This window comes from Bacteroidota bacterium (assembly GCA_016722565.1).
Taxonomy (GTDB): Bacteria; Bacteroidota; Bacteroidia; order 2-12-FULL-35-15; family 2-12-FULL-35-15; genus 2-12-FULL-35-15.
In genome coordinates this window covers 560,039-586,759 of the sequence record JADKIU010000002.1, presented here as the reverse complement: position 1 = coordinate 586,759, position 26,721 = coordinate 560,039, and the positions used below count along the sequence as shown (strand labels likewise).

The following is a 26,721-nucleotide window of genomic DNA, read 5'->3' as shown; positions in this document are numbered from 1 at the left end:
AACAATGAAGAAAATAGTATCAATTCTGCTTTCCGTTTTTATATTAGCGCATGCGTTTGCTCAAACCGACAAGCATGGAAATCCTGTATTTAAAAGCGAATTGATTAGTGAGGAAAAGCTGGACGGTTTTGAACTTACTTCGAATTATTATACCATTAAAGACAATATCTCGAATAAGCAGTCTTCTGTTTATGTGAGCGATGCGCCCACCATTCCTGACTATCTTAAGTTTTCAAGAGATTTGCCTTCGTATTTTTTTATCGTTCACAACGGGTCAAGTGTTGCAGTTATGATAATGCTGATGCAGAAAAACGAAGGGAGCAAAACAACGCTAACCTACAACATTGTTAATCCCAATAATGGAAAAAGTGTGGAAGTACCTTGTTCGGCTTGGGGTGAGATTTCAGAAAAACGGGTAGCGGAGTTGGAGAAGCTGAAACCGGATACAGCCGCAAGTATTGTAGATTTACCCAATGGAAGCATGTATGTGTTTAATGGAATTGGATACAGGATTCAGCCTTTCGATAAAGTAAAAGCAGAAGTGATAAAAATTGCGACTGAAATAGTAGCCGGTGGAAACAAAGCTCAAACGAAAGATACGGTTGAATATATCAAAGCAGAAACAATTGGCGGTAAACTCGACTTTAACAAGGTTTTGGAAAAAGAGACGCAAGCGTACTTTCTGTATGATGCAATCATGTACAATAAAAAAGATTTTGCCATTTTTTTATGGGGCAAAAAAGTAAAATTACTGGGGATAAAATCGTCAAAAAAAGCTGTTAAGCTTTGGGAAGAAATTAATAACAAACCATTAACTGATCCTGAGAAAAAGGCTTTGGTGAAAGGGTTTGAGAGCAAGGAAGAATGAGGGGTGATGTAAAATGAGCACAGCAATTGTTCCTCCGGAATTAAATACAATCAAAGAAGTCCTTTACGATGCTTGCGGTTTTCAATTGTCGGATTTGAAATTGAATGCAGAAAGCAATGAATACGAAGCCTGTTCCTTTGTTTTGAATGGAAAGAACATACATGCTCGTTTTTCAAAAATTACCCCAACCAAAACCGGACAGTTTGTGACCATCTGGAAACGAAACGAGGACGGAATAACCGAGCCATATAGCGTTTCGGATACTTTCGATTTTCTGGTAATTACTGCACGAAGCGGCAATAAATATGGACAGTTTATATTTCCAAAGGCTGTATTGGTGGCCAAAGGAATTGTCTCACAAAACGGAAAAGGAGGGAAGCGCGGGATTCGCGTGTATCCACCATGGGATGTAGCAGAAAGCAAACAAGCAGCTGCCACGCAAAGTTGGCAAACAAAGTATTTTCTGAGAATGGACATGGAGCTTGCGGAAGCGATGGAGAGCGCGAAAAAGCTGTTAGGGTGATGGGGATTACTTTCGTTATGATAATTCAACAATAATCTCTTCCTTTACAGAAACAACCAACTTTATGAAAACTATAAAAATAAGTATCCTTGTCTTTTTAGCGTTTGCGTTTTCAACAGCAACGGCACAAGATAAATTTTTAAAATCGGCAGAAGAAGCCAGAGCCTTGTCGCAAAAAGCAAGCAATTATTTTTTAGACAAAGAGATGACTCGGTTTTTTAAGGAAATAGCACAGTATTGGCCATTGCCGGCCGAAGAGATCAACTCTTTGGAAGAAAAAACGGACGGGTATATGAAAATTTTACGCGGTCGTTTTGGGAAAATGGAAAGTGTGATCAAAGTAAATGAAGAAACCATTAAAGATTTTGCCCTAAGAGAAACCTATATTTTAAAATTTGAAAACTCCGCCATTCGCTTGATGTATACCTATTATAAAAACGAAAAAGGTTGGATTTTAAATGGGTTTAAATGGGACGATAGTTTTGATGATGAATTTACACCGGTGAAATAGAAACGGAATTTACGCTTCAAGCCATGCAAACACTCGAAGACATCAAACAACAGCTCAAAGTCGTTTTGGCAAACCGTCCATCGGTGAGTATCGATTTATTGTTTATCACTGTGAATACGTTCAACGCGTTGCCGGAATTGATGCAGGACGGGGAAGTGATCAAAGGCTATTGTTTGGGGTTAGTTGACCAACGTCAGGTTCAAACTCCTTCAGGTGTGTGGCTGGTGGTCTGTACCAATCTTCGGGTGCTGTTTGTTAAAAAAGGATTGGTATCTGGTGTGAATCATTTTTCGTTTCCCTTGGAAAGCATTACTACCTATACTCCAAAAACCGGTTGGTTTTTTGGAGAAGTAAATCTAATAGCAGCAGGTTCTGCTATCCAAATTTCTCAAATTGGAAAAGCAGATTTCCGCTTTTTTGCAGAAACGATGAAAGAACTGCTTTCGAAAAAATAAGTGTATCCTCTTCTAATTGCCTTCGCTTTTATCCGTTTTTACTCGTTTATAAACGGATAGCAGTATTTTTTTGAGATAATTTTGTCGCAAAACCAATAAAAAATTTGTTGGATGTTACCTAATTAGCTAACTTTGTCAAAAGATAAAAACACTGTCAGGGAAGTCTTTTACTACAAAAGATATTATTTAACTTTTTTTGAAAAATTAAAACCAGAGGTCAAGAAAAAATTCAACTGGACTTTGCATCTTATTTCTTCACAGGAGAAAGTGCCTGAGAAGTATTTAAAGCATTTAACAGGAACAGCTGGTTTATATGAAATTAGAGTTGAAGTGGGAAGTGATATTTATCGGGTGTTTTCGTTTTTTGATAAAGGACAACTGATAATATTAATTAACGGGTTTCAAAAGAAGACAGAAAAGACGCCCAAACAAGAAATATATTTAGCAGAGAAATTAAAAAAAGAATATTTCAATGAAAAAGAAAAATAAGAATTTAACATCATTTAGCGATCACCTTGATAAGCAATATGGCAAGCGTGGTACTAAAAAACGGGAGGAATATGAAGAAGGATTTGAAGCATTTAAACTTGGAGTAATGCTCCAAGAGTTAAGAAAAGAGCAAGGAATGACACAAGAGCAGCTCGCAGAAAAGTGTGGCACTACTAAAACATATATTTCCCGAATAGAAAACGATGCTTCGGATATTCGTTTTTCTACTTTAATGAGAATTATTCAAAAAGGATTAGGAGGTCATTTAACGTTTAAAGTTCAATTTTAAAAGTAAAAACTAACACTTCATTTTCTCCAAAATCGTTACCACTTCCATTGCTTCTTTTACATCGTGGACACGCAGCAATTTTGCACCTTTTTGTAGGGCAATGGTATTTAAAACAGTTGTTCCGTTAAGTGCATTTTTTGAACTGATATTCAATAACTTATTAATCATTGATTTTCGCGACAAGCCTGCTAAAACGGGAAGTCCGAATGCTTGAAATTTTTCCAGATTTTGGAGCAATTGATAGTTGTGTTCCACCGTTTTTCCAAACCCAAATCCGGGGTCTAAAATCACCTTTGTTGCACCCAACGTGTTCAGCTTTTTGAGGTTGTCCGAAAAATAGTCGTGCACCTCTTTTACCACATCAGTATATACTGGGTTTTCCTGCATGGTTTGCGGGTTTCCCTGAATATGCATGAGGATGTAAGGAACATTTAATTGCGCTACCGTTTCAAACATGTTCGGGTCCAGCGTTCCACCCGAAATATCGTTGATGATATGGGCTCCGGCAGTGATGGCTTGACGTGCAATTTCGGACCGATACGTATCCACCGAAAGCAGTACTTCTGGGTAGTTTTTTCGGAGGGAACGAATCACGGGAATGAGTCGGTTCGACTCCTCCTGCAAACTCGGCTGGGGCGAACCCGGACGGGTGGAGCAGGCGCCAATGTCAATGATGGTAGCACCTTCACGAACCATTTTCTCCGTTTGAGCAAGCCAAGCGCCCTCCTCCGTATAGTTTCCACCATCAAAAAAGGAGTCGGGGGTGACATTTAAAATGCCCATTATCAGGGGCATAGACCTTTGGTCAAAAATCCCCTGTATTTTTTGAGAAAAATCAGTATCTTGTGCCATTAATTAATAAGGATTGAAGATTTTTTGAGTTAGGATTTAAGGTTTAAATAGGGTTGATTTTTTTTGCCTGCTTTAAATCGCTCATTCAAAATTCTAAAATTGGTTTGTATATGACAAAAACGTTTACTCAATATAATTCTGCGATAACGACTTGCAAAGATATTTTTATTAAAAAGATGAAGGATTATGGAACCGCTTGGCGCATCCTTCGCACCAGCTCCATCACCGATCAAATCTTTATCAAAGCACAACGTATCCGCAATATCGAGGACAAAGGTACTCAAAAAATAAATGAAGATGTACGTTTCGAATACATCGGCATCATCAACTATTCGATTATCGGTTTGATTCAGCTGGAGCTGAAAAACGACTCCCGCATGGAATTGCCGGCAGATGAAGTAAGTAAGCTTTTCGACAAACATTCGAATGAAGCACGCGGCTTGATGGAAAATAAAAACCATGATTATGGCGAAGCATGGCGCGACATGCGCGTGAGCTCATTAACGGATTTAATCCTGATGAAACTTTTGCGCATCAAGCAAATTGAAGACAACAAAGGCGAAACCATTATCTCGGAAGGCATTGATGCCAACTTTCACGACATGATTAACTATGCTGTGTTTGCCTTGATAAAGATTGAAGAAGAAGGACAATAGGTCACTTCGTCCCGATAGCGGTCGGGAGATTTCGATGACAGGAAGAGAATTGTATCGAGAAGTAGACATTTAAAAATAAAAAAGTAAAAACAAAAACATGAGAATAATCACAAACATAGCGCGCGTATTGGTCGGCTTGTTGTTTATTTTCTCGGGTTTCATCAAAGCCAACGATGCTGTTGGGTTTGGCTATAAGCTGGTAGAGTATTTCGAAGTATTCGGAACACACTTCCTCGTGCCTATTGCCTTGCCATTGGCCATGTTCATCTGTATTTTCGAAATCGTTTTAGGATTTACCTTGTTGTTGGGCGCTAAGCTGAAACTCACACTCTGGCTCTCCTTGCTGATGATTGTGTTTTTTACCTTCCTCACATTTTATTCGGCCTATTTCCAAAAAGTATTGAGCTGTGGCTGTTTCGGTGATGCCATTCCATTAACACCTTGGCAATCGTTTTACAAAGATTTAATTTTATTGGTACTCATCATTTTATTGTTTGTTGGCAAACAACACATCAATCCTTTGGTGGGCGAACGTTTTGAAAAGTTCTTGCTGGTGGTGGTTTTATTGGCATCCACCGCTTTCCCGATTTATACCTACAACTATTTACCCATCATCGATTTCCGCCCGTATGCCATTGGAAAAAACATTCCAGAGCAAACCAAAGGCATTCCAGATGAGTTAAAATATTTTTACAAGCTGAAAGATAAAAAGACAGGCGAAACCAAAGAGTTTGACAAATGGCCGGATGGCTGGGATGTTACGTACGACTATGTAGACAGTCGCACCGAAGTTACCAAAAAAGGCGTGGAGCCGAAGATAAAAGATTTTAGCATTTCCAATTTGGAGGGATCGGATTATACACAAGACATTATTGAAAATCCGGAATACAACTTTTTGTTGATTTGTTATGATTTAGACAAAGCCGATACCGATGCTTTTGGAAAAATCAATGATTTTGAAGCACTTTGTAAACAGGACAGTGTAACGTTTGTGGCGTTAACTTCGTCCGGTAAAGAAACGATTGAGAAATTTAAGTCGGATTTAAAAACGAATGTTGCATTTTACAATACAGATGGAACCGTTTTAAAAACAATGATTCGCTCCAACCCGGGGTTGATGTTGTTGAAAGGCGGTACTGTGATTGATATGTGGCATTATCATTCGTTTCCATCTTACAACGATGTAAAACAAAAATATTTAAAGAACTAAGCTTGTGATAAAATTTATTGTTAAACGTTTATTCTACGGTTTCCTAGTTTTGCTGGGTGTGATCACGGTGGTGTTTTTGTTGTTCAATGTATTGCCGGGAGATCCTGCGCGAATGATGTTGGGGCAACGTGCCGATCAAGCTTCAATTGATGCCATCAACAAAGATTTAGGTCGTGATAAACCCATGACCACTCAATTTTTAATGTACCTGAACGACCTTTCTCCTTTGTCGTTTCACGATGAAAAAAACAAAGAACATTATTTGTATTTGAGTCCGGAAAAATATTCTTCCTACGTAAAACTTTTCCCGATTTCAAGCACCAAAGTAGCAGTATTAAAATATCCGTATCTGCGCAGGTCGTACATCACCAAGCGGAAAGTATCGGACATTGTGATTGAAACACTTCCGGAAACGGCCATCCTCGCATTTTCATCCATCACGTTTGGCGCCATCTTCGGTATTTTGCTCGGTATCTTTTCCGCCATCAAAAAGAATTCCTGGTTCGATAAAAGCTCCTTGATCTTTGCCATCTTCGGAATGGCCTTGCCTTCGTTCTTTATGGGACTTTTAATCGCATGGTTCTTCGGCTTTGTGTTGCGCGATTATACCGGATTAAACAATGTGGGGTCGCTGTATTCGATTGATGATTTTGGAGACGAACACCTCGATTTGAAAAATTTGATTTTACCAACCATCACACTCGGCTTGCGTCCGTTAGCAATTATCATTCAGTTAACCCGTAGCTCGCTGTTGGATGTCTTGTCGCAAGATTATATCCGTACAGCTACTGCAAAAGGATTGAGTTTCTACCGGGTGGTTTTTAAACATGCGTTGAAAAATGCATTGAATCCTGTTATTACTGCTATTTCCGGTTGGTTTGCAGGCTTGATGGCCGGAGCGGTATTTGTTGAAATTATCTTTAACTGGAAAGGCATTGGCTACGAAGTAGTAGATGCATTGAACAAAAACGATTTACCTGTTGTAATGGGTGCCACCTTGATTTTTGCAATGATTTTCGTTGTGATCAATATCGGTGTCGACATCGTTTACGGTATCCTCGATCCACGTGTTAGAGTTCAATAATCGTATTTCCTTTTGACCCATTTCCAATGAAAAAATCGTATTTCATACTCACTGCATTGTTGCTGTTTATTCAGGTTGTTCGCGCACAGCCGGGTGCCAACTATTTTGAACTCATCAACAAAGCAAAAAGTAGTTTTACTGCGAAAGAATATAAAAAATCCGGACAAGCCTACGCGGCTGCATTTAAGTCGAATGGTGGCAAAGCGTATATGGAAGATCGCTACCATGCGGCACGTGCCTGGACCTTAGCCGGAATGAAAGATTCTGCTTTTGTGCAATTGTTCAAAGTAGTAACCCTTTACGATTATATCAATTATTCGGAACTATCCACGGACAAAGCATTTGCCACACTTTACGATGACAAGCGTTGGAAAGAAGTGGATGAACGGGTAAAGCTCAACATTGCCAAATCGGATGGCAATTTGAATAAAGCATTGGTGCTTTTGCTCGATAGTGTTTACCGCGATTACCATTCCAACCGTTTAAAAGAAGTGGGCATCAAAAATGAGTTTGGTGCAGAGTCGGAAGAATTAAAAACGATGAAAGCCACCATTCAACAACGAGATGCAATAAATCTTAAAATAGTTACCGAGGTGATTGATACGTATGGTTGGCTGGGCAGAGGCTCGGTAGGATTCATAGGCAACTATTCACTGGCATTGATTATTCAGCAAGCCGAACTATCGGTACAGGAAAAATATTTACCAAAGATGCGCGAAGCCTATCGCGCAAAAAATACAGAAGCACAGGATTTAGCAGTGTTGGAAGATAAAGTGGCGTTGAAGAAAAACAAAAAACAAATTTTTGGAACTGCCATCGTAACGGTGAATGGTAAAAATTATGTGGCTCCGATAGAGGATTTAGACAATTTAAACAAGCGGAGATCCGACTTGGGATTAAAGTCGATGAACGAGTATTTACAGAGCTGGGGAATGAAATGGGATGTGAATAAATATAAGAAAGATTTAGTACTTTTAGAAAAGGAAACAATAGACTATTAATCGGTTTTTTGAAAATTATACGCTATGAGAAGAAAGATTGTCGCTGGTAACTGGAAAATGAATAAATCGCTGGCTCAGGGCTTGCAATTGGTGGATGAGTTGTTGGCAGCAGATGCGTCAGCTCAGGTATTGAAAATTATTGCACCGCCCTTCATTCATTTATCGGCTGTAGCAGAAAAATTAAAAGCACGAACCGATTTTGCCTTGGCAGCACAAGATTGTCATCACTTGGAAGTTGGAGCGTATACCGGAGAAGTGTCGGCAGAGATGATTGCTTCCACCGGAGCAACGTATGTGATTATCGGGCATTCCGAAAGACGCTTGTACCGCAACGAAACCAACGATGTATTAACACAAAAAATTACCCGTGCGCTCGCGGCCAACTTAACACCTATCTTTTGTATGGGAGAAAATTTGGAGCAACGCAATGCGAATACCCATTTAGAAGCCATTCGTGCACAATTGAAAGAAGGCTTGTTTCACCTTTCCGCAACCGATTTCAGCAAAGTGGTGATTGCGTACGAGCCGGTTTGGGCGATTGGTACAGGTGTGACGGCAACCAGCTATCAAGCACAAGGAGTGCATGATTTTATCCGCACCGAGATCAATAAAAAATACGGCAAAGGCATTTCAGAAAACACGATTATTTTATATGGTGGCAGCTGCAATGCTCAAAATGCAAAAGAGCTGTTTGCTTGCGTAGATATTGATGGCGGACTGATTGGTGGCGCTTCGTTAAAGGCGGTGGATTTTACAGCCATCACCAATTCATTCTAACAAAAATCACCTAGTTACCTAGTCACTTAGTCACCTAGTCACTTAATCACTTACAAAAATGAATTACGTAGAAGTTGCAGTAACCGTAGAACCCAAACAAGAAGGTTCGGATGTATTAATTGCAACCCTTTCCGAATTTGCATTCGAAAGTTTTACCGAAACAGAAACAGGTTTTAATGCTTATATCAAAGAAGAAGAATACAGCGAAGAAGAAGTAGCATTGGCGTTGGGTGATTTTGATGACATTTATAAAATTCAATTTGTTGCGAAAACGATTCCACAACAAAACTGGAACAAAGAGTGGGAGAGTAGTTTTCAACCGATTGATGTGGTTGGGAAATGTTATATCCGTGCACCGTTTCATGAAAAAAAGGAAGGGTATGCGTTGGATGTGATTATCGAACCAAAAATGTCGTTTGGCACCGGCCACCACGATACCACTCAGTTAATGATTCAAGTGTTAATGTTATTAAATGTTAAAAACAAATCGCTGATGGACATGGGATGTGGAACTGGGGTGTTGGCAATTGTTGCCTCCAAACTGGGCGCAAACCCTATTGAGGCGGTGGATATTGACGATTGGAGTGTTGAAAATAGTATCGAAAATTTGGCCAAAAATAATATCAACAACGTGCTTGTTCATAAAGGAGATGCTCAAATTTTGGAAGGAAAAATTTTTCATACTATCTTGGCTAATATTAATAAGAATGTGCTGTTGAAGGACATGGATCAGTTCAAAAAATCACTCGAAAAAGGCGGAAATTTATTGCTGAGTGGTTTTTTTGAAACAGATATCGAGGAGTTGAAAGCACATGCAGGAAAAGTTGGCTTAAAATATGAAGAGCGCTACATCAGCAACCAGTGGGCTGCGCTTCATTTCACAAATTAGAACACTACGCATGAAACGATTGAAACTGATTTTCTTATTGATGGCATTCTCATTGGGAATGAACACCTCTTTTGCACAATTAAATCCTATCAAACAATTTTCGGAAGACCCGCTGCTCTTTTTAGGGGAAGTGAAAACCATGTTTGAAGCCACCAACATGGACAAAACTGAAATCAAAGAATTCATGGAAGCGTTTACATTGGCTTGGAACAGTCCGAAGTGCAACGAAAAACTTAAAAAATCCATTGTTAGCTCCTGCAACATGATGATTAAAAAGAAGCTCCGTATTCTTCCCGAATACAAAAGCTATTTATCATCGGTGATGAATTTTATTAATTCAACCCACAGTGAAGATAATTTCCTGACCTGGCAAGAATGTATTAACAAAATATTGAGTGGAAAAACCATCAAAAATTTCTCCGATTACCTTGAGATGAGTGATAACCTCTTTTCCACCAACTCGTTTTACAATTCGGCTGTTATCCGATACAGTTCCAACAACAACAAATATATTTTTGAATACGACAGTGTTCCGAAAGTAATTTTCCCGAGTATGAACTTGCGGATAGCCAACAATCAAAATGATACCGGTATTGTTTACAATACAAAAGGCGTGTACTATCCTTACAAAGGAATTTTTGTGGGAGAAGGAGGAAAGGTGAACTGGAAACGTGCCGGGTTTGAAGACAATGTGGTATGGGCTGAATTAAAAAAATATCAGATCACACTTAAAACAAGTGGATTTACAGCGGATTCAGTAGTATTTTACAACAAGAACTATTTTGAAAAACCATTGATTGGTCAGTTGAATGAAAAAATTGTTTCTGAAAAGGAAGGCAATATTTCCTATCCGCGTTTTGATTCGTATAACAAACGGATGCCCATTCCGAACATCGCAAAAGATGTGGATTACAACGGTGGATTTACACAACGTGGTCCGAAAGTATTGGGTTCCGGAAATAAAGACGAAGATGCGCAATTGATTTTTAAACGTGAAGGAAAAGTATTTTTGATTATTGGTGCAAAGTTAATTGCTATTACCAAGGATAAGCTAACTGCAGAATCGGCAAACATAAAATTTTATTTCAATAAAGATTCCATCACACACCCGAGTTTGAACATGAAGTTTGCCGTGAACGACCGCAAGCTTTCTTTAATTCGTACAACGGATGGTGTTTCGAAATCACCATTTTTAAATTCTTTCCACAATGTGGATATGTATTTTGAAGAGTTGACCTGGAAAATTGATGATCCGAAAATTGATTTGGGAATGTTGGTCGGCAACTCCCAAGAAGACGCGATGTTTGAATCTTCGAATTATTTCAGAACCGATCGCTACGACCGTATTCAAGGAATCGATCAAATCAATCCTTTGATTCAGATGCGCGACTTTGTTAAAAAGAATGGCGATGTGAGAGAGTTCTATGGTGATCAATACGCCAAATACCTGAAGTTTTCACCGAATGATGTTCGTCCGAATTTAGTGCGTTTGTCTTCCTTAGGTTTTATTTCTTACGACCCGGTAGACGATGAAGTAGTGGTGAACGAAAAATTATATACGTATATCGCTGCCCGCGCAGCACATATTGATTACGATGTGATTCAGTTTCCTTCATCCGTTCGTGGCGCCAGCAATGCTTCTGTGAATTTGTTGAACTTCGACATGACCATCATGGGTGTGCAGAAAATCTACATGAGTGACTCTCAAAATGTGGTGATTTATCCGTACGAGCAAAAAATCATTTTAAAGAAAAACCGCGACTTCACCTTTGCCGGAATTGTACATGCCGGTCGTTTTGATTTCTTCGGGAAAGAATTTTCATTCAACTACGATAAATTTAAAATCGATTTAAAGAATGTGGATTCACTGCGTATCATGGTGAAATCGCGCGAGCCCGATGCCTATGGTGAATATCCATTGGTGAAAGTAAGAACCGTAATCGAAAATATTAACGGTGATTTGGAAATTGATAACCCCGCCAATAAGTCGGGTCGAAAGCCATTCCCCGTCTATCCAATCTTTAATAGTTTCAAAGAATCGTTTACCTATTACAATAAAAAATCCATCCAGAACGGAAGGTACAAAAAGGAAAATTTTTACTTTAAGCTCGATCCGTTTACGATTGATAGTTTGGACAACTTCTCGAATGAAGGTTTAACGTTTAAAGGCACGATGGAATCGGCAGGGATCTTTCCTACGTTTAAAGAGTCTTTAACGTTGCAGCAGGATTATTCGCTTGGTTTTATCACACAAACTCCGGCAGCCGGTTATCCGATGTATGGTGGCAAAGGAACATATACTGCCGCGATTAAACTCAGCAACCAAGGTTTGCATGGCGATGGAACATTAAAGTATGTAACGTCTATCACCAAGTCCAACGACTTCCTCTTTTTCCCGGATTCAACGAGGTGCATCGCCCAGAATTACGATGTGACCGAACAAAAGATAAAACCGGAGTTTCCACAAATACATGGCGAAGATGCCAAAGTGCTTTGGGTTCCGAAAAAAGATGTGATGAATGTTTGGAACAACAAGGATAAAAAGTTTCAGAGTTATAACGGACAAGCACAGTTTAACGGTAGTTTATCAATGACACCCGGACAACTTTATGGTAGCGGCACTGCAGATTTTTCGAATGCGAAACTGGATGGAAAATTGGTGAAATTCAAATCCAATGCCTTTGATTCGGATACATCAAACTTCAGTTTAAAAGCCTTAGACATTGCCGCGCTTGCTTTTAAAACAGATAACGTTAACTCACACATCGATTTTACTAAGCGAATGGGAGAATTCAAATCCAATGGTAAAGGGTCGGTGGTATCCTTCCCGGTGAACCAGTACATCTGTTTTATGGATAACTTTAAATGGTACATGGATGACAGTCAGATTGAATTAGGTGCGAGCAAAAATGCGGTAAAAAAAGCAGCGAACGAAGATTTGGATTTGGTCGGGCCGGAATTCATCTCCGTGCATCCAAGTCAGGATTCCCTGCGATTCCAATCACCTGCAGCGAAATACGATTTGAAAAAATATGTCATCACAGCCAAAGAAGTTAAATACATTAACGTTGCCGATGCGCGAATCTATCCGGATAAAGGCGATGTGATTATTGAAAAAGATGCTGTGATGCGCACGTTCACCAATGCAAAAATTGTAGCCAACGCCATCACCAAATACCACAATTTGTACAATTGTACGGTAACGGTTTCAGCGAGAAAAAAATACCAAGGCTCTGGATTCTATGATTATGTGGATGAGATTAAAACGAAACAAACGTTTTACTTCAGCAATGTGAGTGTAGATACTACTTTCCAAACGTATGCGGAAACAGACATTCCGGATTCATCCAAATTTAGATTGAGTCCGAATTTCGAATACAAAGGAAAAGTGAAATTGAAAGCAACGGCCAACTTCTTGGTATTTGATGGTGCTGCGCGTATCTCTCACGATTGTGCTGCGATTCCTAAAACATGGTTTAAGTTTGAGTCGGAAATCAATCCAAACAGTATTTATATCCCGATTTCAAAAAATCCTGTGGATGTCTTTGGTAAGCCAATTGCAGCTTCTTTGATGGTGACCACCGATTCCACACATTTTTATTCTGCGTTCTTATCTCCGAAAGAATCGACCAACGACCCACATGTATTGCCGGCCGATGGATTCCTGTTCTTTGATAAAGGTTCACGCGAATACCGTATTTCGAATAAAGAAAAATTGGTGGAACGTTCGTTACCCGGAAATTACTTAAGTTTAAATACGACACAGTGTAAGGTATATGGTGAAGGAAAAGTGGATTTAGGTGGAGATTTCGGACAATTAAAAGTGGAATCGTATGGTAGTGCAGTACATCTATTGATTCCGGATTCAACCATTTTTGATATGATTGCAACCATCGACTTCTTCTTTGATGATGGTGCAATTGATAAAATGGCGGATGCAATGGTGTCCAATGTCGATTTAAAACCAACCGATTTCTCCCGTCCTGTATTCGAAAAAGGATTGCGTGAAATGATGGGCAAGGAGCAAGCAGATAAATTGCTTTCTCAATTGAACTTATATGGTTCGTATAAAAAATTCCCAGATGAATTAAAGAAAACATTATTCATCACCGATATGAAAATGAAATGGAACAAGGAAACGCGCTCTTATACTTCGTATGGAAAAATCGGTATCGGAAACATAAACAAAACACAGATTAACAAATATGTGGACGGTAGAGTGGAGTTGATTAAAAAACGAGGTGGCGACATCCTGAACATTTATTTGGAATTGGATGCCAACAACTGGTATTACTTTAACTATACACGAGGCACCATGTTGGCGATTTCATCCAACGAAGCATTCAATACCGCAATCAAGGAATTGAAGCCGGAGAAACGCGCAAAAGAAGGCGACAAAGAGAAGAAAGAGCCGAACTACAACTTTAATATTACCACACCGGCAAAGAAAACACAGTTCTTGCGTAAAACCGAAAGCAAAGAGGATAGTGATAAATAGTTTAAACATACTACTGCTTTTAGGCGGCTATCTTTTAGGCTCAATTCCTACCGCGGTTTGGATTGGGAAGTTTTTCTATAAGATTGATGTGCGTGAATATGGAAGTGGAAATGCGGGTGCTACCAACACCTTTCGGGTGCTTGGCAAAAGAGCCGGCATCCCAGTTTTGCGGATTGATGTTTTAAAAGGTTTTGCTGCTGTCAACCTCGCTTATTTTAGTCCGTACACCATTGGCGGAAATCAATTCATCAACTTGGAATTGGTTTTGGGCATTGCTTCGTTAGTCGGACATATTTTCCCATTGTTTGCATCGTTTAGAGGTGGAAAGGGAATTGCCACACTGCTTGGTATTGTGCTCGGAGTGCATTTGTATGGTGCATTAATTTGCATGGGCATCTTCATCATCATTTTATTAATTTCTGGATATGTATCGCTCGGATCCATGATTTCAGCCTTGTGTTTCCCGGTGATTGTGATTTGTGTTTTTCAAACCACCGTTCCTTCTTTAATCATTTTTTCTATTTTGATTGCAATCATGGTATTAATTACTCATCAAAAGAATATTGAGCGTTTGATTCGGAAGGAAGAATCGAAGGCCAAGCTCATTAAAAAGAAGAAAAAAGAAGAAGATGTAGAAACCTTAGAGGTAGAAACAAAATCATAATAAATTGCATTAATTGACGTTTCTTCTCTGATGAAAAAAGGACTCTATTTTTCTTTAATACGTTACACAGCTGTCGTTCTCCTAGTGCTTTCTGTTATTCCCGTATTTGCGCAATCGCCCGTTAAAATTGCAGTAAAGGTATTTGATAAAGAAAACAGCAAATTGCCCTTAACCCGTTTGATGATCATTAATAAACGCACCAACAACGGTTCCTTTGCAGATGCCGAAGGTAAATTTGTACTAACCATTTTTCCTACCGACACCATTGTGTTTTCTGCCATCGGATTCAAAGTGCGGAACATCTGCTTCAAAGATTCGTTGAGCAATGGAAATGCAAGTTTTAATATTGCCTTGTCGAAATTGCACTACGAGCTCAAAGAAGTGAGTGTGTTTGCCAACCGCAGCTTAAACGAAATTCAAAACGATATTGATAAATTGGGTGTTGATAAATCCTATTCCACTTCTGGAGCCAATGCGTTTGAAAGTCCGATTACCGCATTATACGAGCGGTTCAGCAAGTTTGAAAAATCAAAACGTAAAGTAGCGGAGTGGGAGAACGAAGATCTCAAACGTGATGTATTAAAAGATTTGTTTCACTTGTATGTAAAATACGATGTGATTGATTTAAAAGACGAAGAGTTTGATGCCTTTATCAAATATTTAAACCTCAACGATGACTTTATTAAGTCGGCTACCCAATTTGAGCTGGTAATGGCAATTAAAGGGAAGTACGAGAGTTTTAAATACCGCTGGAAATAATAAAACTGACAATAATCATCATTCCCAATGATGGTCATCACAGCTTCTCCCTGGATTGTGGTCTAACTTTGAATAAAAAACAAACGCCATGGAGAAAAATCTAAACGACAAAATTCACGAAAAGATTAATAGTTGGATGAACCAATTAGATCATTTTCAATTGCAACTTTCGTTGGGAAAGATGGAAGCAAAAGATGAGTATGCCAAGCAAAAGAAGCAGCTGCATGATTATTTACACAAGTACATTCAATCAGCAGAACATTTTGAACATGTGGCAGAAGAGAAAATGGATGTTATTAAAAAATCGTTGACAGAATTAAAGGATGAGTTTCAAAAGGATGAGGAAGCGACTGAAAAAACAATCAAAGCACACAAAGATTCAATCGTAAAGTTAATTGAAAAAGTTCCGGCATAAGGTTATTGCGTTTATAAGCTTGATGCTGATTGCAGTTTTGTTTCCGGCATGCAATGCGTGGAAGCACTCGGCAGTTTTCAGTTACGAGGAATTGCGCGCGAAGGAGTTTGAGCAAAAGCTCGCAGCAACTACCGATTATATTTTGATTGATGTGCGCACTCCGAAAGAATATGAGAAAGGGCATATTCAAAATGCGGTGAACATCAGTTATTTTGGTAGTGATTTTAGTGCAAAAGTAGACGCATTGCCAAAAGACAAATTGATTTTTATGTATTGTCAAACCCAGCATCGAAGTCCTTTGGCATCCAAACTGATGAAGAAAAAGGGATTTACCCGTATCATTGATTTATCGGGGGGATTTATGAAATGGGAAAAAAATAAATTACCGATTATAAAGTAAAAACGAGCAGTGGTAAACTGCTCGTTTTTTGTTGTTATCCTCGTCCTCCGACAACGACACCATATTTAACTTTTAATTTATCATCGTATTCATCTGCATACCAGCCCACACGGTTGATGGTAGCAGCAGCTTCTTTTTGCTCCAACCCATCCACTTCACGAATCAATTTTACATAAATCCAGTTTTGGAATTTTACGAAAGCTACACCATACAAGGTATAGTTTAGTTCTAATAATTCTTGAAAAAATGCTTGTTGGTTATTAGCCGGCACTTCCATTACGGGCGCCAACACTTGAAAATAGCCTCTGTTTTCTGCTTCGATGTGCCATACATCAATCCAAACGGATGCTGAACCTTTTTTTAAACTCCATTGTCCTGCTTTTTCACCGCGGCACAATGCCGGATCTACACCTAAATCGCTGATGCATTTATCCACCATGTCATAGTAATACTGTAAGTTTTCCATAATAAAAATGTTAGGGTTAATATTATTGTTTATCTACATAACAAATATAAAATAATTCTTGAATTTTGGAAATTATCTCCACATGAAATTATCTTGAATTTTAGGTAATTTTCATTAGTCGGTTTACCCGACTATAAACGTTTATACCTGTTTTGCCTTAGCGGTCTTTGTTATTTTGGCTCCTTCTCCAAAGTAGGGTATGAAAATCTGGAACCAGGCACCTTTAGTTCGTTTGTTACTTCCGTTTTTAGTCGGGATTGTCGCAGCGGTTTATGCACCGCATCATTTTAATCTCCTCTTGCTCGTTTCATGCTTCGTTTTTATTGCAATAGCAGCCCTTGTACTTATTCCAAAATTCAATCTTTCGTATCGGCATTCGTTTTGGTTTGGAGGACTCATCAATATCCTCTTGTTTTTGTTTGCGTATCAACTCACACTTTATAAAACAGAGAAATTTGCTGTACATCATTTTTCCCATTTTACCCATTCAAAAATCTTGGTGCAAGCACGCGTTTGTGAAGAAACAATCCGGAAAGAAAAATCGGTAAAAGCCATTCTGGAAATCATTGCAATAAAAGCGGAGGGAGGTTGGCGGTCGACTTCCGGAAAAGCAGTGGTGTATTTTAAAACCGATTCCAATGCAACAGCATTAACGTATGGTGATGAACTCTTGATGCATTTTGATTTTAAAGAAGTTTCACCACCTCAAAATCCGGGGGAGTTTAATTACAAACGATTTTTGTCGTTCCACAACATTTATCACCAAGCGTATGCGAACACAAGCGATTGGAAACCGCTGAGCACTAATTCAGGAAATACCATTTTAAAGTATTGCATCGGCTTACGAAGTAAACTGCTAGGGGTTTTAAAAAACAATCAATTAACCGGTGATGAACTCGCAGTAGGTGCAGCACTGTTGTTGGGCTATACCGATAAGTTGGATGCTGAACTGATTTCCGCTTATTCCAGCACCGGTGCCTTGCATGTGTTGTCGGTCTCTGGATTGCATGTGGCCATAGTTTATATGGTTATGAATTGGTTGTTGTTCCTCTTGGATAAACATAAAAAAACTCGGTTTCTAAAAACCGTTTTGCTCTTATTGTTTCTTTGGTTTTATGCCGCACTCACCGGTTTGTCGCCTTCCGTATTAAGAGCAGCCACCATGTTTAGTTTTATTGTGGTGGCAAAAGCAACAAACAAGCATACCAATATTTACAATACATTGGCTGCTTCGGCACTATTTCTATTACTCATCAATCCCTATTTGCTAATGGAAGTCGGTTTTCAATTGTCGTATTTGGCGGTTATCGGAATTGTTTATATACAACCAAAAATTTATGAGTGGTTCACATTCGACAATTGGTTGTTGGATCAAATTTGGATGATTACCGCTGTTTCCATGGCTGCACAGCTGGCAACATTTCCGTTAGGCTTGCATTATTTTCATCAATTTCCCAATTACTTTTTCATCTCCAATTTGATAGTGATTCCACTTTCTACGCTTATTTTATATGTTGGGATTGCGGTGTTTGTGTTTTCTGAAATTTCGGTGGTGGTGAATTACCTTGCCATGGCTTTTGCTTGGCTGATTTGGTTTTTAAATGCTTCGGTAAAATGGATGGAGTCCTTGCCCTTTTCATTATTACAAGGCATTTCTATTTCAGTAGCTGAAACGTGGTTACTCTATGGTTTGATTGTTTTGATTCTGTTTTATCTGAACAACCGTAACTACAAATTTCTGATGCTTGCGTTGTCTGCCGTCATTCTAATTTTAATCAGTCAGGTCATCGAACAACAGAAGCAGAGCCAACAAAAAAAGATGGTGATTTACAGCATTCCGAAAACAACAGCCATTGATTTTATTCATTCGAGGGAAAATGTTTTGTTGACAGATACAGCATTTGCAGAAAACAAAAGCGGGTTGTTGTTTCGTGTAAAGCATAATTGGTGGGACTTAGGACTAACTACTTCGGAAGTGGTTTCGGGAGATGTGGAGCGGGAGGGTTTAAAAATTCACGGTCCATGGATTCAATTTTTTAATACACGAATATATGTGTTATCACAAGCGATTCAATGGAAAGAATCGACTACCGAAAAACCAACAGTAGATTATATCGTAGTTTCGAAAAATGTGAAGATGAGCATTGAAGAAATCAGGCGAGTGTTTCAGGTGAAAACTCTTGTGTTTGACCTTTCAAATTCCGCATACAAAATAAAGCAATGGAAAAAAGAATGTGAAGTGCTTCATCAGGAATACTATTCGATAGCAGACGAAGGAGCATTTGAGGTTGTGTTGAATGATGGAGATATCCAAACAAAAAGAAAACTTATTTTCTAAAAATATCCTTCATGATTTTCCCATTCGAAGTCGGCATAGAAAAGCCCATCAACTCGGCAATGGTTGCTGAAATATCAATTTGTTCGTAAGGAGTATTGCTCGTATAATTTTGTTTAAAATCCGGTCCCAATGCAAAAAATTCAATGTGACGGCAGCCATCGCAATTGTCGCCATGCGAAATAAATCCATCCAGATGTCCTGCCGTATGTCTACCATGATCATTCGTTACAATGAGTGTAGTGCGGTCTTTATAAAATGCATCCTTTTGCAATTGTTCCCAAAACTGATGGATGTAATTATCGGTATCCACAATTCCTTGAATGTATGCGGCTGTATCGTTGGCATGTCCGGCTGCATCGGGTTGCTTAAAGTTAATCAAGGCCAATCGGATATGATTTTCTTTCAACTTGGTGGTTACGCTATTAAATGTGGTAATGTCTTCGCGATAGCCTGTTCCTAAACCTAAATGTCCGCAATCGGTAGAAGGGCGATAATAGCCTTTCCATTCCGGGTTGGTGCAATCAGAAAGCACTTCCAATTTATCTTTACTGGCAATTACCCAAGCTTCTTTTTTAGGACGCTTAAATGTTTTTAACCAATATTGAAAGATGGAAGGGTTGGCAGGATATTCAGCACCGGCATTGTTAATGTTTTGATACACACCGGTACAAATAGCTGTATGGCCGGGGTTTGTAGAGGTTACGCCATTATTATAAAACTGAGAGCAAAAAACACCTTCGGATAAGAGAGCGGAACGGTAGGGAATAAATTGTTTCGAGGTAAATCCCCAGGTTTCGGTAAAACGCGGACCATCAACCACCACAATGATTACATTTTGTGTTTTGTAGAAGGTAGCAGGCACGTCTTTGCTGCAGCCACAATACATCAACAGCAGTGGTAAGCCGATGATAAAGAGTAAAAAAGAATATTTAAATTTCATCCATAACAAATATACTAAAATTACTGTTAATCTTTTTTACTTTTGTAGGATGAAATTCGGATTAGGAGATATAGTAAGTTTCTTAAATGAAAAGGGTGGAGGCGTGATTACCAAAGTCATCAATAAAAAGATGGTGGAAGTAACCATTGACGATGGCTTTGTGTTTCCGTATGCGGTTGCCGAGCTGGTGATGATTAAAGCTGCGGAACGTTCACCCGAACCGATTCCTGAAAAAGAAGAAGAGAAAGTAGATGTTTCGAAACTCTTCACTCAAAAATTACATCATTCCGATAAACCAAAAAAATCGAAGCCACATGCACAAAACAACGGCATGCTGGAAATGGAAATCAATTTACACATCGAAGAGTTGTTGGACAATTACACCGGCATGAGCAATGCAGAAATTATCAATGTGCAATTGCGTTATTTTCAAAAAGCCTTAGACAAAGCCATTACCGGTCGCTACCGAAAATTAGTGGTGATACATGGAGTAGGGAATGGGCGACTCAAACAAGAAGTAAGATCCATCCTCGACAGTGAAAATATGCCTTACTACGATGGCTCGTATGCGAAGTATGGTTACGGAGCCACGGAAGTCCATATATAAGTAACTAGGTAACTAGGTGACTGAGTGACTAGGTGACTGAGTGACTGAGTGATTAGGTGACTGGGTCACTTATTTCCCTATCTTTGCAAAGCAGGCCGTTCTATCGCTTCGAGCAATCGAAGAGGAAAGTCCGGGCAACACAGAGCATCCCACTTCCTAACAGGAAGGATTTCTAGCAATAGAAAGACAGCAAGTGCCACAGAAAATGGTAGCCTTCTTCGGAAGGTGATAGTGAAAATGTGAGGTAAGAGCTCACGGTTATAATTAGCAATAGTTGTAACGGGTAAACCTTGGGAGTTGAAAGACCAAATAAACCGAAGCTTAAGAGCTGCTCGCTCTATTTCGGAGGGTAGGTTGCTTGAGTTTTACAGCGATGTAAAATCTAGATAAATGATAGAACTCGACAGAACCCGGCTTATAGGCCTGCTTTTTTTTTTCTCTTTACAAATTATTCGTATGAAAAAACAACTCCTTCTTTTATTGATTTTATTGACAACATTCGCGTTTGTTCAAAAAAAAGATGATGCACGTGCAAACATTTTAATGCTTAAAAACGGAGCGTTGTTTGTTCGTTTAAAAACATCCGAACTAAAAATATCGGCCTTGAAGAAAAATGGAATGGCGAAAGAAGCGGAAGAAGTGCGGGTGAATCAGGAAAATACAAACAAGATGATTGTGGCTGCTTTTAAAGAAAAGTATTCATTTAGTAAAGTGTATTTTTTCTATTCCAACTATTCCAATCAAGTGAAAGCAGGAAATTATAATGGCTGCTTAATGAATGTCAATATGGAAATCGATTCTTCATTTACGGGTCCGAATTATTTAATCGGTGAGTTTGATGAAAGCACCACCACCCAGTTGGATGCGTTTTATATCAAAGACAAAAATTATGTGCAACTCAAACGCCCGTTCCCATTTTTAGTGAAACAAAATGAAATGCTTGTTGGCACGCGATCCTACGAAAAAATTGTAGTAATCCTAAACGGGAATTTGAATGAGTTTTATGGTAAATAATTGGAGTGACGAAGTAACTCCGAGAATTGGAAAACGAGATTACTTTTTTACAACAAAAACATACCCAGTCACCTAGTCACCTAGTCACCTAGTCACCTAGTTACCTAATCACTCAGTCACCTAGTCACCTAGTCACTTAGTTACTCATCTACAACGCCCTGAAATAAGCCTATTCAAAGCTATTTAATTATGCGATTTATTTTTATTTTCATGGAAATAGCGGGAATTCAATTAATTGTAGTATCTTTGCCAAAGTTTTAGTCAAAATAGGATTTTTGCTGAGACGAATTTACGACTGTAGAATCCCGATTGCTATCGGGAACGAAAAAGCCTAAAAGCCAATGATGGTGGGCTCCTTATAACACAGTTGTCGGATTCAACTCACATGTACTTCCTTGTAAGTGACGACTGTATAAATTAACTTAATAAACATTTAATGAACAAATTTGAAGCGTTAGGCTTTAGCAATGCTATTGTTAAAGCGGTAACGGAATTGGGTTTTGAAAATCCAACTCCTATCCAGGAAAAAAGTAATTCCTGTATTATTAACCGGTAATACCGATTTAGTTGCTTTGGCACAAACGGGAACCGGAAAAACGGCAGCCTTTGGTTTGCCTTTAACTCACCTTGTGGATTTCACCTCACGTGATACACAAGCAGTCATCATCTGTCCGACACGCGAATTGTGTATGCAAATTACCCGCGACTTACAGAGCTATACCAAATACATTGATGGTGCAAACATTGTTGCTGTATATGGTGGAGCAAGTATCGACAATCAATCCCGCGACATTAAGAAAGGTGCACAAATTGTGGTTGCCACTCCGGGTCGTTTATGCGATATGATTGACCGTAGACGTGTAAACTTCAGTAACGTGCGTTATGCCGTATTGGACGAAGCAGATGAAATGTTAAACATGGGATTCAAAGAAGATTTGGATACCATTTTATCTCAAACACCGGAAGAAAAAAACACGTGGTTGTTTTCTGCAACCATGCCGGATGAAGTATTGCGCATCTCTAAAAACTACATGGAGAAACCGGTTGAAATTACTGCCGGAACAAAAAACTCCGGTAACGATAACATCGAACACATTTATTATGTGGTTCAAGCACGCGATAAATACGCTGCATTAAAACGTATTGCGGATTCAAACCCAGATATTTTTGCAATTGTATTTTGCCGTACACGTATCGAAACACAAGAGATTGCGGATGCATTGATTAAAGATGGTTATGGTGCAGATTCATTGCACGGTGATTTATCTCAACAACAACGTGATCATGTAATGAAACGCTACCGCTCTCGCTCCTTACAAATGTTGGTTGCAACAGACGTTGCAGCACGTGGTATTGACGTGAATGATGTAACACACGTAATCAACTACAACTTACCTGACGAAATTGAAAACTATACGCACCGTTCCGGTCGTACTGCCCGTGCAGGTAAAACAGGTGTTTCCATCTGTATCATCAACATGAAAGAAGTTGGAAAAATCAGAATCATTGAACGCATCATCAAAAAGAAATTCATTCAAGGAACCATTCCTACCGGATTTGAAGCATGTGAAAAACAATTGTTCAGCTTGGTGAAAAAAATCCACAATGTGGAAGTAAACGAAGCAGCGATTGAAGCGTATTTGCCTGGTATCTACGAAGAATTGAAAGATTTAACGAGAGAAGATATCATCAAACGTTTTGTTTCAACAGAGTTCAACCGTTTCTTAGATTATTATAAAAATGCTCCGGACTTAAATGCAGGAGGAAGAGACAGAGAACAACGTTCTACACCGGGTATTACTAAATTATTCATCAACTTAGGTGAATTGGATAGTTTGGATAGCACATCGATGAAAGAATACATTGCTGAAGTTTCAGGTGTGGATATGGCATCGATTGTTTCTGCAGAAATTAAATCGAGTTTCTCATTCATTGAAGTGAAAACAGAAGCTGCAGAAATCATTCAAGGAACATTCAAAAATGCACGTTACAACAACCGTAATGTACGTATTGAATCACGTGGTGCAAGTGAAGGTAGATCATCTTCCCGTGGAGGCTACGAAGGTGGCGGAAACAGAAGATCATTTGGTGGTGGCGAGCGCAAAGGCGGATACGGTGGAGGAAATCGTTCGGATAGAGGTGGCTACAAAGGTGGCTCCGGAAAATCATACGGTGGCGGAAAGTCTTACGGAGGAAACTCAGAACGTAAGTCCTACAGCGATCGTTCCGACAGAGGAGGTTCATCAGAACGCAAATCGTATAGCGACCGTGAAAAATCATATTCAAAAAGCGAAAATTCATCTTCAGAGAAAAGCTATTCAAAAAGCGAATCGAGTGGAGGAGGAGATAGAAAAAGTAATTTCTCCAGAGAAAGACGCCCGAGAAAACAGTTTTAAGACTTCGTTTTAAAACTTCTAAATAAAAAAGGTCAACCATAGGGTTGACCTTTTTTTAGTTTAATCTTAAATCGTTTTGACTAAGATAAAAAAAATCAGTTTTATCTTACTAATTGAATAAATCCTTTTTTTATAGTGTTTGTCTCCTTTGAACCATTATTGATAACATAGAAATAGATGCCATCAACACATTCAGTTCCAGAAGTTGTTCTGCCATCCCATTTTTGATTATTTCCAGTAATCTCAAAAACTTCAATTCCCCATCGATTAAAAATTTTCACCGACTCCCCATTAAAAAGAGATGGATTCCATTCGTCATTTACACCATCACCATTTGGACTGAAAACATTAGGATATTGATAGACCTGTCCAGTTTCTGTTAAGTGGCAGTCATCAATAAAATAATAGCTTTGAAAAAGGGTAGGTGAAGGTGGAAATGGGTTATTTAACCTTAAGGTATCTAAGTTAGATGTGTCGGAAAAAAAACCAAGAGTAACAAATTGTTCGTTACCTTGAGCAATAAATTTTCCTTTGATTTCAACCCAGTTAAGTGTATCAGTGATAAAATTGTTCGTTGCATTCAGCACCTGAGGGGTAATACCTATGAATGGTTTTCCATCTGGCCTTGAAATAGCTGATTGAGAAAAACAGCCCCAAACTTCCATAAGGCATAATCCCATCCTCTATCGCTTAATACTACTTGGCACGAGAATTCATATTCATAACCAGACTTTAGTTGTGAATTTAAATTTCCCTGAATATATTCAAACCAATAACCGTAGTTTCCAACAGGAGGGGCAGAATATTCAAAAAGAATTCCACAATACGCATTAACAGAATACGGTACTTGAAAGCCAAAACCATTATTGGGAACACTTACAGGCCAGCTTGCACAACTATTATAATAATCACTTGTTGCATATGTTGGCGATTTCCAACCTAAACAGGTTTCGATTTGATATGTAGACGGAGATGATATTGTTACAGGACATGTATCATACATTTCAAAATCTCCGTTGTAAATAAGGTTGGTTTGAGCAAAAGAAGATTGAGATTGAAAAACAAGCGAAATAACTAATAATAGTATATAAAAAGGTTTATTCCCCGCAGGTAAGCGGGACTGAACACATAAAAATATGTTTTTGAAGTTCAGCAATTGTATAAAATTTGATTTTTAAATAAATTTTAAATCATTTGTATTTTAAGATGCTGATCCATACACCTTTGTCTTTAACAAATTTACTATAATTTGTACTCCAAATAACGCTTTAAGTTGCATTAAAATTGAGCTTTAATGCGAAAGAAAGTAAGACCTTGTTTTTTTGTTTTTATAAAAAATGATTTCCTTTCTTTTTAGTGAAACATTCGTTTTTTGTTGATGAAAATTTCAATACGATAGAATCGGGGATGCAATGAATCCAGTTCGTATTTTCTGTGCCTCAAGGGAGTAGAACAATTGGCACAAGATGTATGTATGCGTGTTTAGTTATCTAATTATTGAGCTAATTTAATAAAACGAAGGAGAAAAACAAATGAAAAGCCTCTAAAATAAAAAAACCTTCGGGTTCGGCACCTGAAGGTTTTTTTACAAAAAAGAGTGGTATTTATTTCTTAACACTAGGGCCTTTCGGCTCCATCAATTTATTCATCGCCATCATTTCACGCATCGTGCGATCCATGCCTTCGCTGGAACCATCCAAGAAAATAACATTTCCTTTTCCATATTCTGCAAAGTTTTTAATCGCTTCTGTCCACATACTGAAAAGGATAACAGACGTATCTAAATTCGCTTGTTCCATTTCTTTCGCAGCTTGACTCATCCCTTTTGCTACCTCTTCACGGAACAACGCAACACCTTGTCCACGCAACTGAGCCGCTAAACGTTCTGCTTCTGCTGCAATTTTTGTTGCATTACCATCTGCTTCCGCTGCTTTTGTTTTGGTAATCAACAATGCTTGTCCTTCGTTTTCAGCAGCCGCTTTTAAGTTGCTGGATGCAACCACTTGTGCCATCGATTTAATAATCGCTTCGTCAAACGTAATGTCATTTAATTGTAAATCGATTAAGTGATATCCCCATTCTTCAAGGCTTTGGTCAATTTGTCCTTTCACATCTTCCACAATTTCTTTTCGCAATGAAAGCACTTCTGCTTGTTTTTTTGTTGCTACAAATCCACGGATAGAACCTTCGATGGTACGCACCAAGGCTTGCATAAAGTTGCGGTCGTCAATAAATTTGAAGGCTACATTTTTAATGCTTTCTTCGTTGGTATTAATTACCGAATACAATAACATGGCTTTAAAGTATACGTTCGCCTGATCCACGGTGATGGCTTGGAATTCCAATTCTACCGAGCGGTTTTGAATGGAAACACGCTTAAAGACTACTTCAATAAACGGGATTTTCATGTTTAAGCCGGGGCTCAATACTCTTCGGTATTTACCGAAAACAGTTACAACTGCAATGGTTCCTTGTGCTACAGTTACAAAGGATAGAAAGAGTAACAGTAAAGCAAAAACGGCTAAAATAATTTGAAAAACGGGCATTTTGATAGGGTTTTATTGGTTTGATTACAAATGTATTATAAAAAGATACGGGAATAGAAATTGTTAATATTAAA

At 38.7% G+C, this 26,721-nt stretch carries 26 protein-coding genes, 1 other RNA gene and 1 pseudogene; 22 read left to right on the top strand and 6 right to left on the bottom strand.

What is annotated here, in order from left to right:
- Positions 1 to 4 precede the first annotated feature (4 nt).
- The 6 genes from IPP64_07940 (at position 5) to IPP64_07915 (ending at position 3,135) form a co-directional block, all read left to right on the top strand.
- Complete coding sequence (locus IPP64_07940) at positions 5 to 868, top strand: hypothetical protein (GenBank protein MBL0329333.1); 864 nt, start codon at positions 5 to 7, stop codon at positions 866 to 868.
- Between the two features lie 13 nt (positions 869 to 881).
- Complete coding sequence (locus tag IPP64_07935) at positions 882 to 1,391, top strand: MepB family protein (GenBank protein MBL0329332.1); 510 nt, start codon at positions 882 to 884, stop codon at positions 1,389 to 1,391.
- 64 nt (positions 1,392 to 1,455) lie between these two features.
- A complete protein-coding gene (locus IPP64_07930; GenBank protein MBL0329331.1) occupies positions 1,456 to 1,902 on the top strand; it encodes a hypothetical protein in 447 nt (148 codons plus the stop codon).
- A gap of 23 nt (positions 1,903 to 1,925) precedes the next feature.
- The gene (locus IPP64_07925; protein ID MBL0329330.1) at positions 1,926 to 2,357 is read left to right on the top strand and encodes a PH domain-containing protein; all 432 of its coding nucleotides are present in this window, start codon (positions 1,926 to 1,928) and stop codon (positions 2,355 to 2,357) included.
- Positions 2,358 to 2,489: 132 nt separating this feature from the next.
- Positions 2,490 to 2,846: a type II toxin-antitoxin system RelE/ParE family toxin gene (locus IPP64_07920; protein MBL0329329.1), complete on the top strand. Its 357-nt coding sequence runs from the start codon at positions 2,490 to 2,492 to the stop codon at positions 2,844 to 2,846.
- Positions 2,830 to 3,135 carry a helix-turn-helix transcriptional regulator gene (locus IPP64_07915; GenBank protein ID MBL0329328.1) on the top strand — a complete coding sequence of 102 codons (306 nt, stop codon included), beginning with the start codon at positions 2,830 to 2,832 and terminating at the stop codon, positions 3,133 to 3,135. The genes IPP64_07920 and IPP64_07915 overlap by 17 nt, the downstream gene beginning before the upstream one ends.
- 9 nt (positions 3,136 to 3,144) lie before the next feature.
- Here IPP64_07915 and folP read toward each other — a convergent pair whose 3' ends face one another.
- Positions 3,145 to 3,987, bottom strand: coding sequence for a dihydropteroate synthase (folP, locus tag IPP64_07910; protein ID MBL0329327.1), 843 nt, complete (start codon positions 3,985 to 3,987; stop codon positions 3,145 to 3,147).
- Between the two features lie 110 nt (positions 3,988 to 4,097).
- Here folP and IPP64_07905 point away from each other — a divergent pair, with 110 nt between their 5' ends.
- From IPP64_07905 to IPP64_07855, 11 genes are all read left to right on the top strand, one after another.
- Positions 4,098 to 4,643: a DUF1599 domain-containing protein gene (locus IPP64_07905; protein ID MBL0329326.1), complete on the top strand. Its 546-nt coding sequence runs from the start codon at positions 4,098 to 4,100 to the stop codon at positions 4,641 to 4,643.
- A gap of 97 nt (positions 4,644 to 4,740) precedes the next feature.
- Positions 4,741 to 5,853, top strand: coding sequence for a DoxX family protein (locus tag IPP64_07900; protein ID MBL0329325.1), 1,113 nt, complete (start codon positions 4,741 to 4,743; stop codon positions 5,851 to 5,853).
- Positions 5,854 to 5,857: 4 nt separating this feature from the next.
- Positions 5,858 to 6,937: an ABC transporter permease gene (locus tag IPP64_07895; GenBank protein MBL0329324.1), complete on the top strand. Its 1,080-nt coding sequence runs from the start codon at positions 5,858 to 5,860 to the stop codon at positions 6,935 to 6,937.
- A 26-nt stretch (positions 6,938 to 6,963) separates the two neighbouring features.
- Positions 6,964 to 7,938 (top strand): hypothetical protein, encoded by a 975-nt coding sequence (locus IPP64_07890; protein MBL0329323.1) that lies wholly within the window; start codon positions 6,964 to 6,966, stop codon positions 7,936 to 7,938.
- A gap of 24 nt (positions 7,939 to 7,962) precedes the next feature.
- A complete protein-coding gene (locus IPP64_07885; protein ID MBL0329322.1) occupies positions 7,963 to 8,715 on the top strand; it encodes a triose-phosphate isomerase in 753 nt (250 codons plus the stop codon).
- A 58-nt stretch (positions 8,716 to 8,773) separates the two neighbouring features.
- Positions 8,774 to 9,604, top strand: coding sequence for a 50S ribosomal protein L11 methyltransferase (gene prmA, locus IPP64_07880; GenBank protein ID MBL0329321.1), 831 nt, complete (start codon positions 8,774 to 8,776; stop codon positions 9,602 to 9,604).
- Between the two features lie 10 nt (positions 9,605 to 9,614).
- On the top strand, positions 9,615 to 14,102 hold the full coding sequence (locus IPP64_07875) for a hypothetical protein (protein ID MBL0329320.1): 4,488 nt from the start codon (positions 9,615 to 9,617) through the stop codon (positions 14,100 to 14,102).
- Positions 14,092 to 14,766, top strand: coding sequence for a glycerol-3-phosphate 1-O-acyltransferase PlsY (gene plsY / locus IPP64_07870; protein MBL0329319.1), 675 nt, complete (start codon positions 14,092 to 14,094; stop codon positions 14,764 to 14,766). Before IPP64_07875 ends, plsY begins: the two co-directional genes overlap by 11 nt.
- Before the next feature lie 30 nt (positions 14,767 to 14,796).
- Positions 14,797 to 15,525 carry a hypothetical protein gene (locus IPP64_07865; GenBank protein ID MBL0329318.1) on the top strand — a complete coding sequence of 243 codons (729 nt, stop codon included), beginning with the start codon at positions 14,797 to 14,799 and terminating at the stop codon, positions 15,523 to 15,525.
- A gap of 88 nt (positions 15,526 to 15,613) precedes the next feature.
- Positions 15,614 to 15,940: a hypothetical protein gene (locus tag IPP64_07860; protein MBL0329317.1), complete on the top strand. Its 327-nt coding sequence runs from the start codon at positions 15,614 to 15,616 to the stop codon at positions 15,938 to 15,940.
- A gap of 22 nt (positions 15,941 to 15,962) precedes the next feature.
- Complete coding sequence (locus IPP64_07855; protein MBL0329316.1) at positions 15,963 to 16,340, top strand: rhodanese-like domain-containing protein; 378 nt, start codon at positions 15,963 to 15,965, stop codon at positions 16,338 to 16,340.
- Between the two features lie 34 nt (positions 16,341 to 16,374).
- Here the strand turns inward: IPP64_07855 and IPP64_07850 are convergent, their stop codons facing one another.
- Positions 16,375 to 16,806, bottom strand: coding sequence for a YbjN domain-containing protein (locus tag IPP64_07850; GenBank protein MBL0329315.1), 432 nt, complete (start codon positions 16,804 to 16,806; stop codon positions 16,375 to 16,377).
- 199 nt (positions 16,807 to 17,005) lie between these two features.
- On the opposite strand from IPP64_07850, the gene IPP64_07845 reads away from it, so the two are divergent.
- Positions 17,006 to 19,144, top strand: coding sequence for a ComEC family competence protein (locus IPP64_07845; GenBank protein MBL0329314.1), 2,139 nt, complete (start codon positions 17,006 to 17,008; stop codon positions 19,142 to 19,144).
- On the opposite strand, the gene IPP64_07840 is transcribed toward IPP64_07845, so the two are convergent.
- Positions 19,134 to 20,084 (bottom strand): sulfatase-like hydrolase/transferase, encoded by a 951-nt coding sequence (locus tag IPP64_07840; protein ID MBL0329313.1) that lies wholly within the window; start codon positions 20,082 to 20,084, stop codon positions 19,134 to 19,136. The genes IPP64_07845 and IPP64_07840 overlap by 11 nt on opposite strands.
- A 49-nt stretch (positions 20,085 to 20,133) precedes the next feature.
- Here IPP64_07840 and IPP64_07835 point away from each other — a divergent pair, with 49 nt between their 5' ends.
- From IPP64_07835 to IPP64_07820, 4 genes and pseudogenes are all read left to right on the top strand, one after another.
- Positions 20,134 to 20,691, top strand: coding sequence for a Smr/MutS family protein (locus IPP64_07835; protein MBL0329312.1), 558 nt, complete (start codon positions 20,134 to 20,136; stop codon positions 20,689 to 20,691).
- An 87-nt stretch (positions 20,692 to 20,778) separates the two neighbouring features.
- Positions 20,779 to 21,125: RNase P RNA component class A (gene rnpB, locus IPP64_07830), an RNA gene on the top strand.
- A gap of 22 nt (positions 21,126 to 21,147) precedes the next feature.
- A complete protein-coding gene (locus tag IPP64_07825; protein MBL0329311.1) occupies positions 21,148 to 21,705 on the top strand; it encodes a hypothetical protein in 558 nt (185 codons plus the stop codon).
- Positions 21,706 to 22,141: 436 nt separating this feature from the next.
- Positions 22,142 to 24,101 (top strand): annotated as a pseudogene (locus tag IPP64_07820) (DEAD/DEAH box helicase).
- Between the two features lie 101 nt (positions 24,102 to 24,202).
- On the opposite strand, the gene IPP64_07815 reads toward IPP64_07820, so the two are convergent.
- From IPP64_07815 to IPP64_07805, 3 genes are all read right to left on the bottom strand, one after another.
- Complete coding sequence (locus IPP64_07815; protein MBL0329310.1) at positions 24,203 to 24,781, bottom strand: gliding motility-associated C-terminal domain-containing protein; 579 nt, start codon at positions 24,779 to 24,781, stop codon at positions 24,203 to 24,205.
- Entirely contained in the window at positions 24,703 to 25,257 is a 555-nt protein-coding gene (locus IPP64_07810; protein MBL0329309.1) for a hypothetical protein, read from the bottom strand. Before IPP64_07810 ends, IPP64_07815 begins: the two co-directional genes overlap by 79 nt.
- A 448-nt stretch (positions 25,258 to 25,705) precedes the next feature.
- Entirely contained in the window at positions 25,706 to 26,647 is a 942-nt protein-coding gene (locus IPP64_07805; protein MBL0329308.1) for an SPFH domain-containing protein, read from the bottom strand.
- Positions 26,648 to 26,721 lie beyond the last annotated feature (74 nt).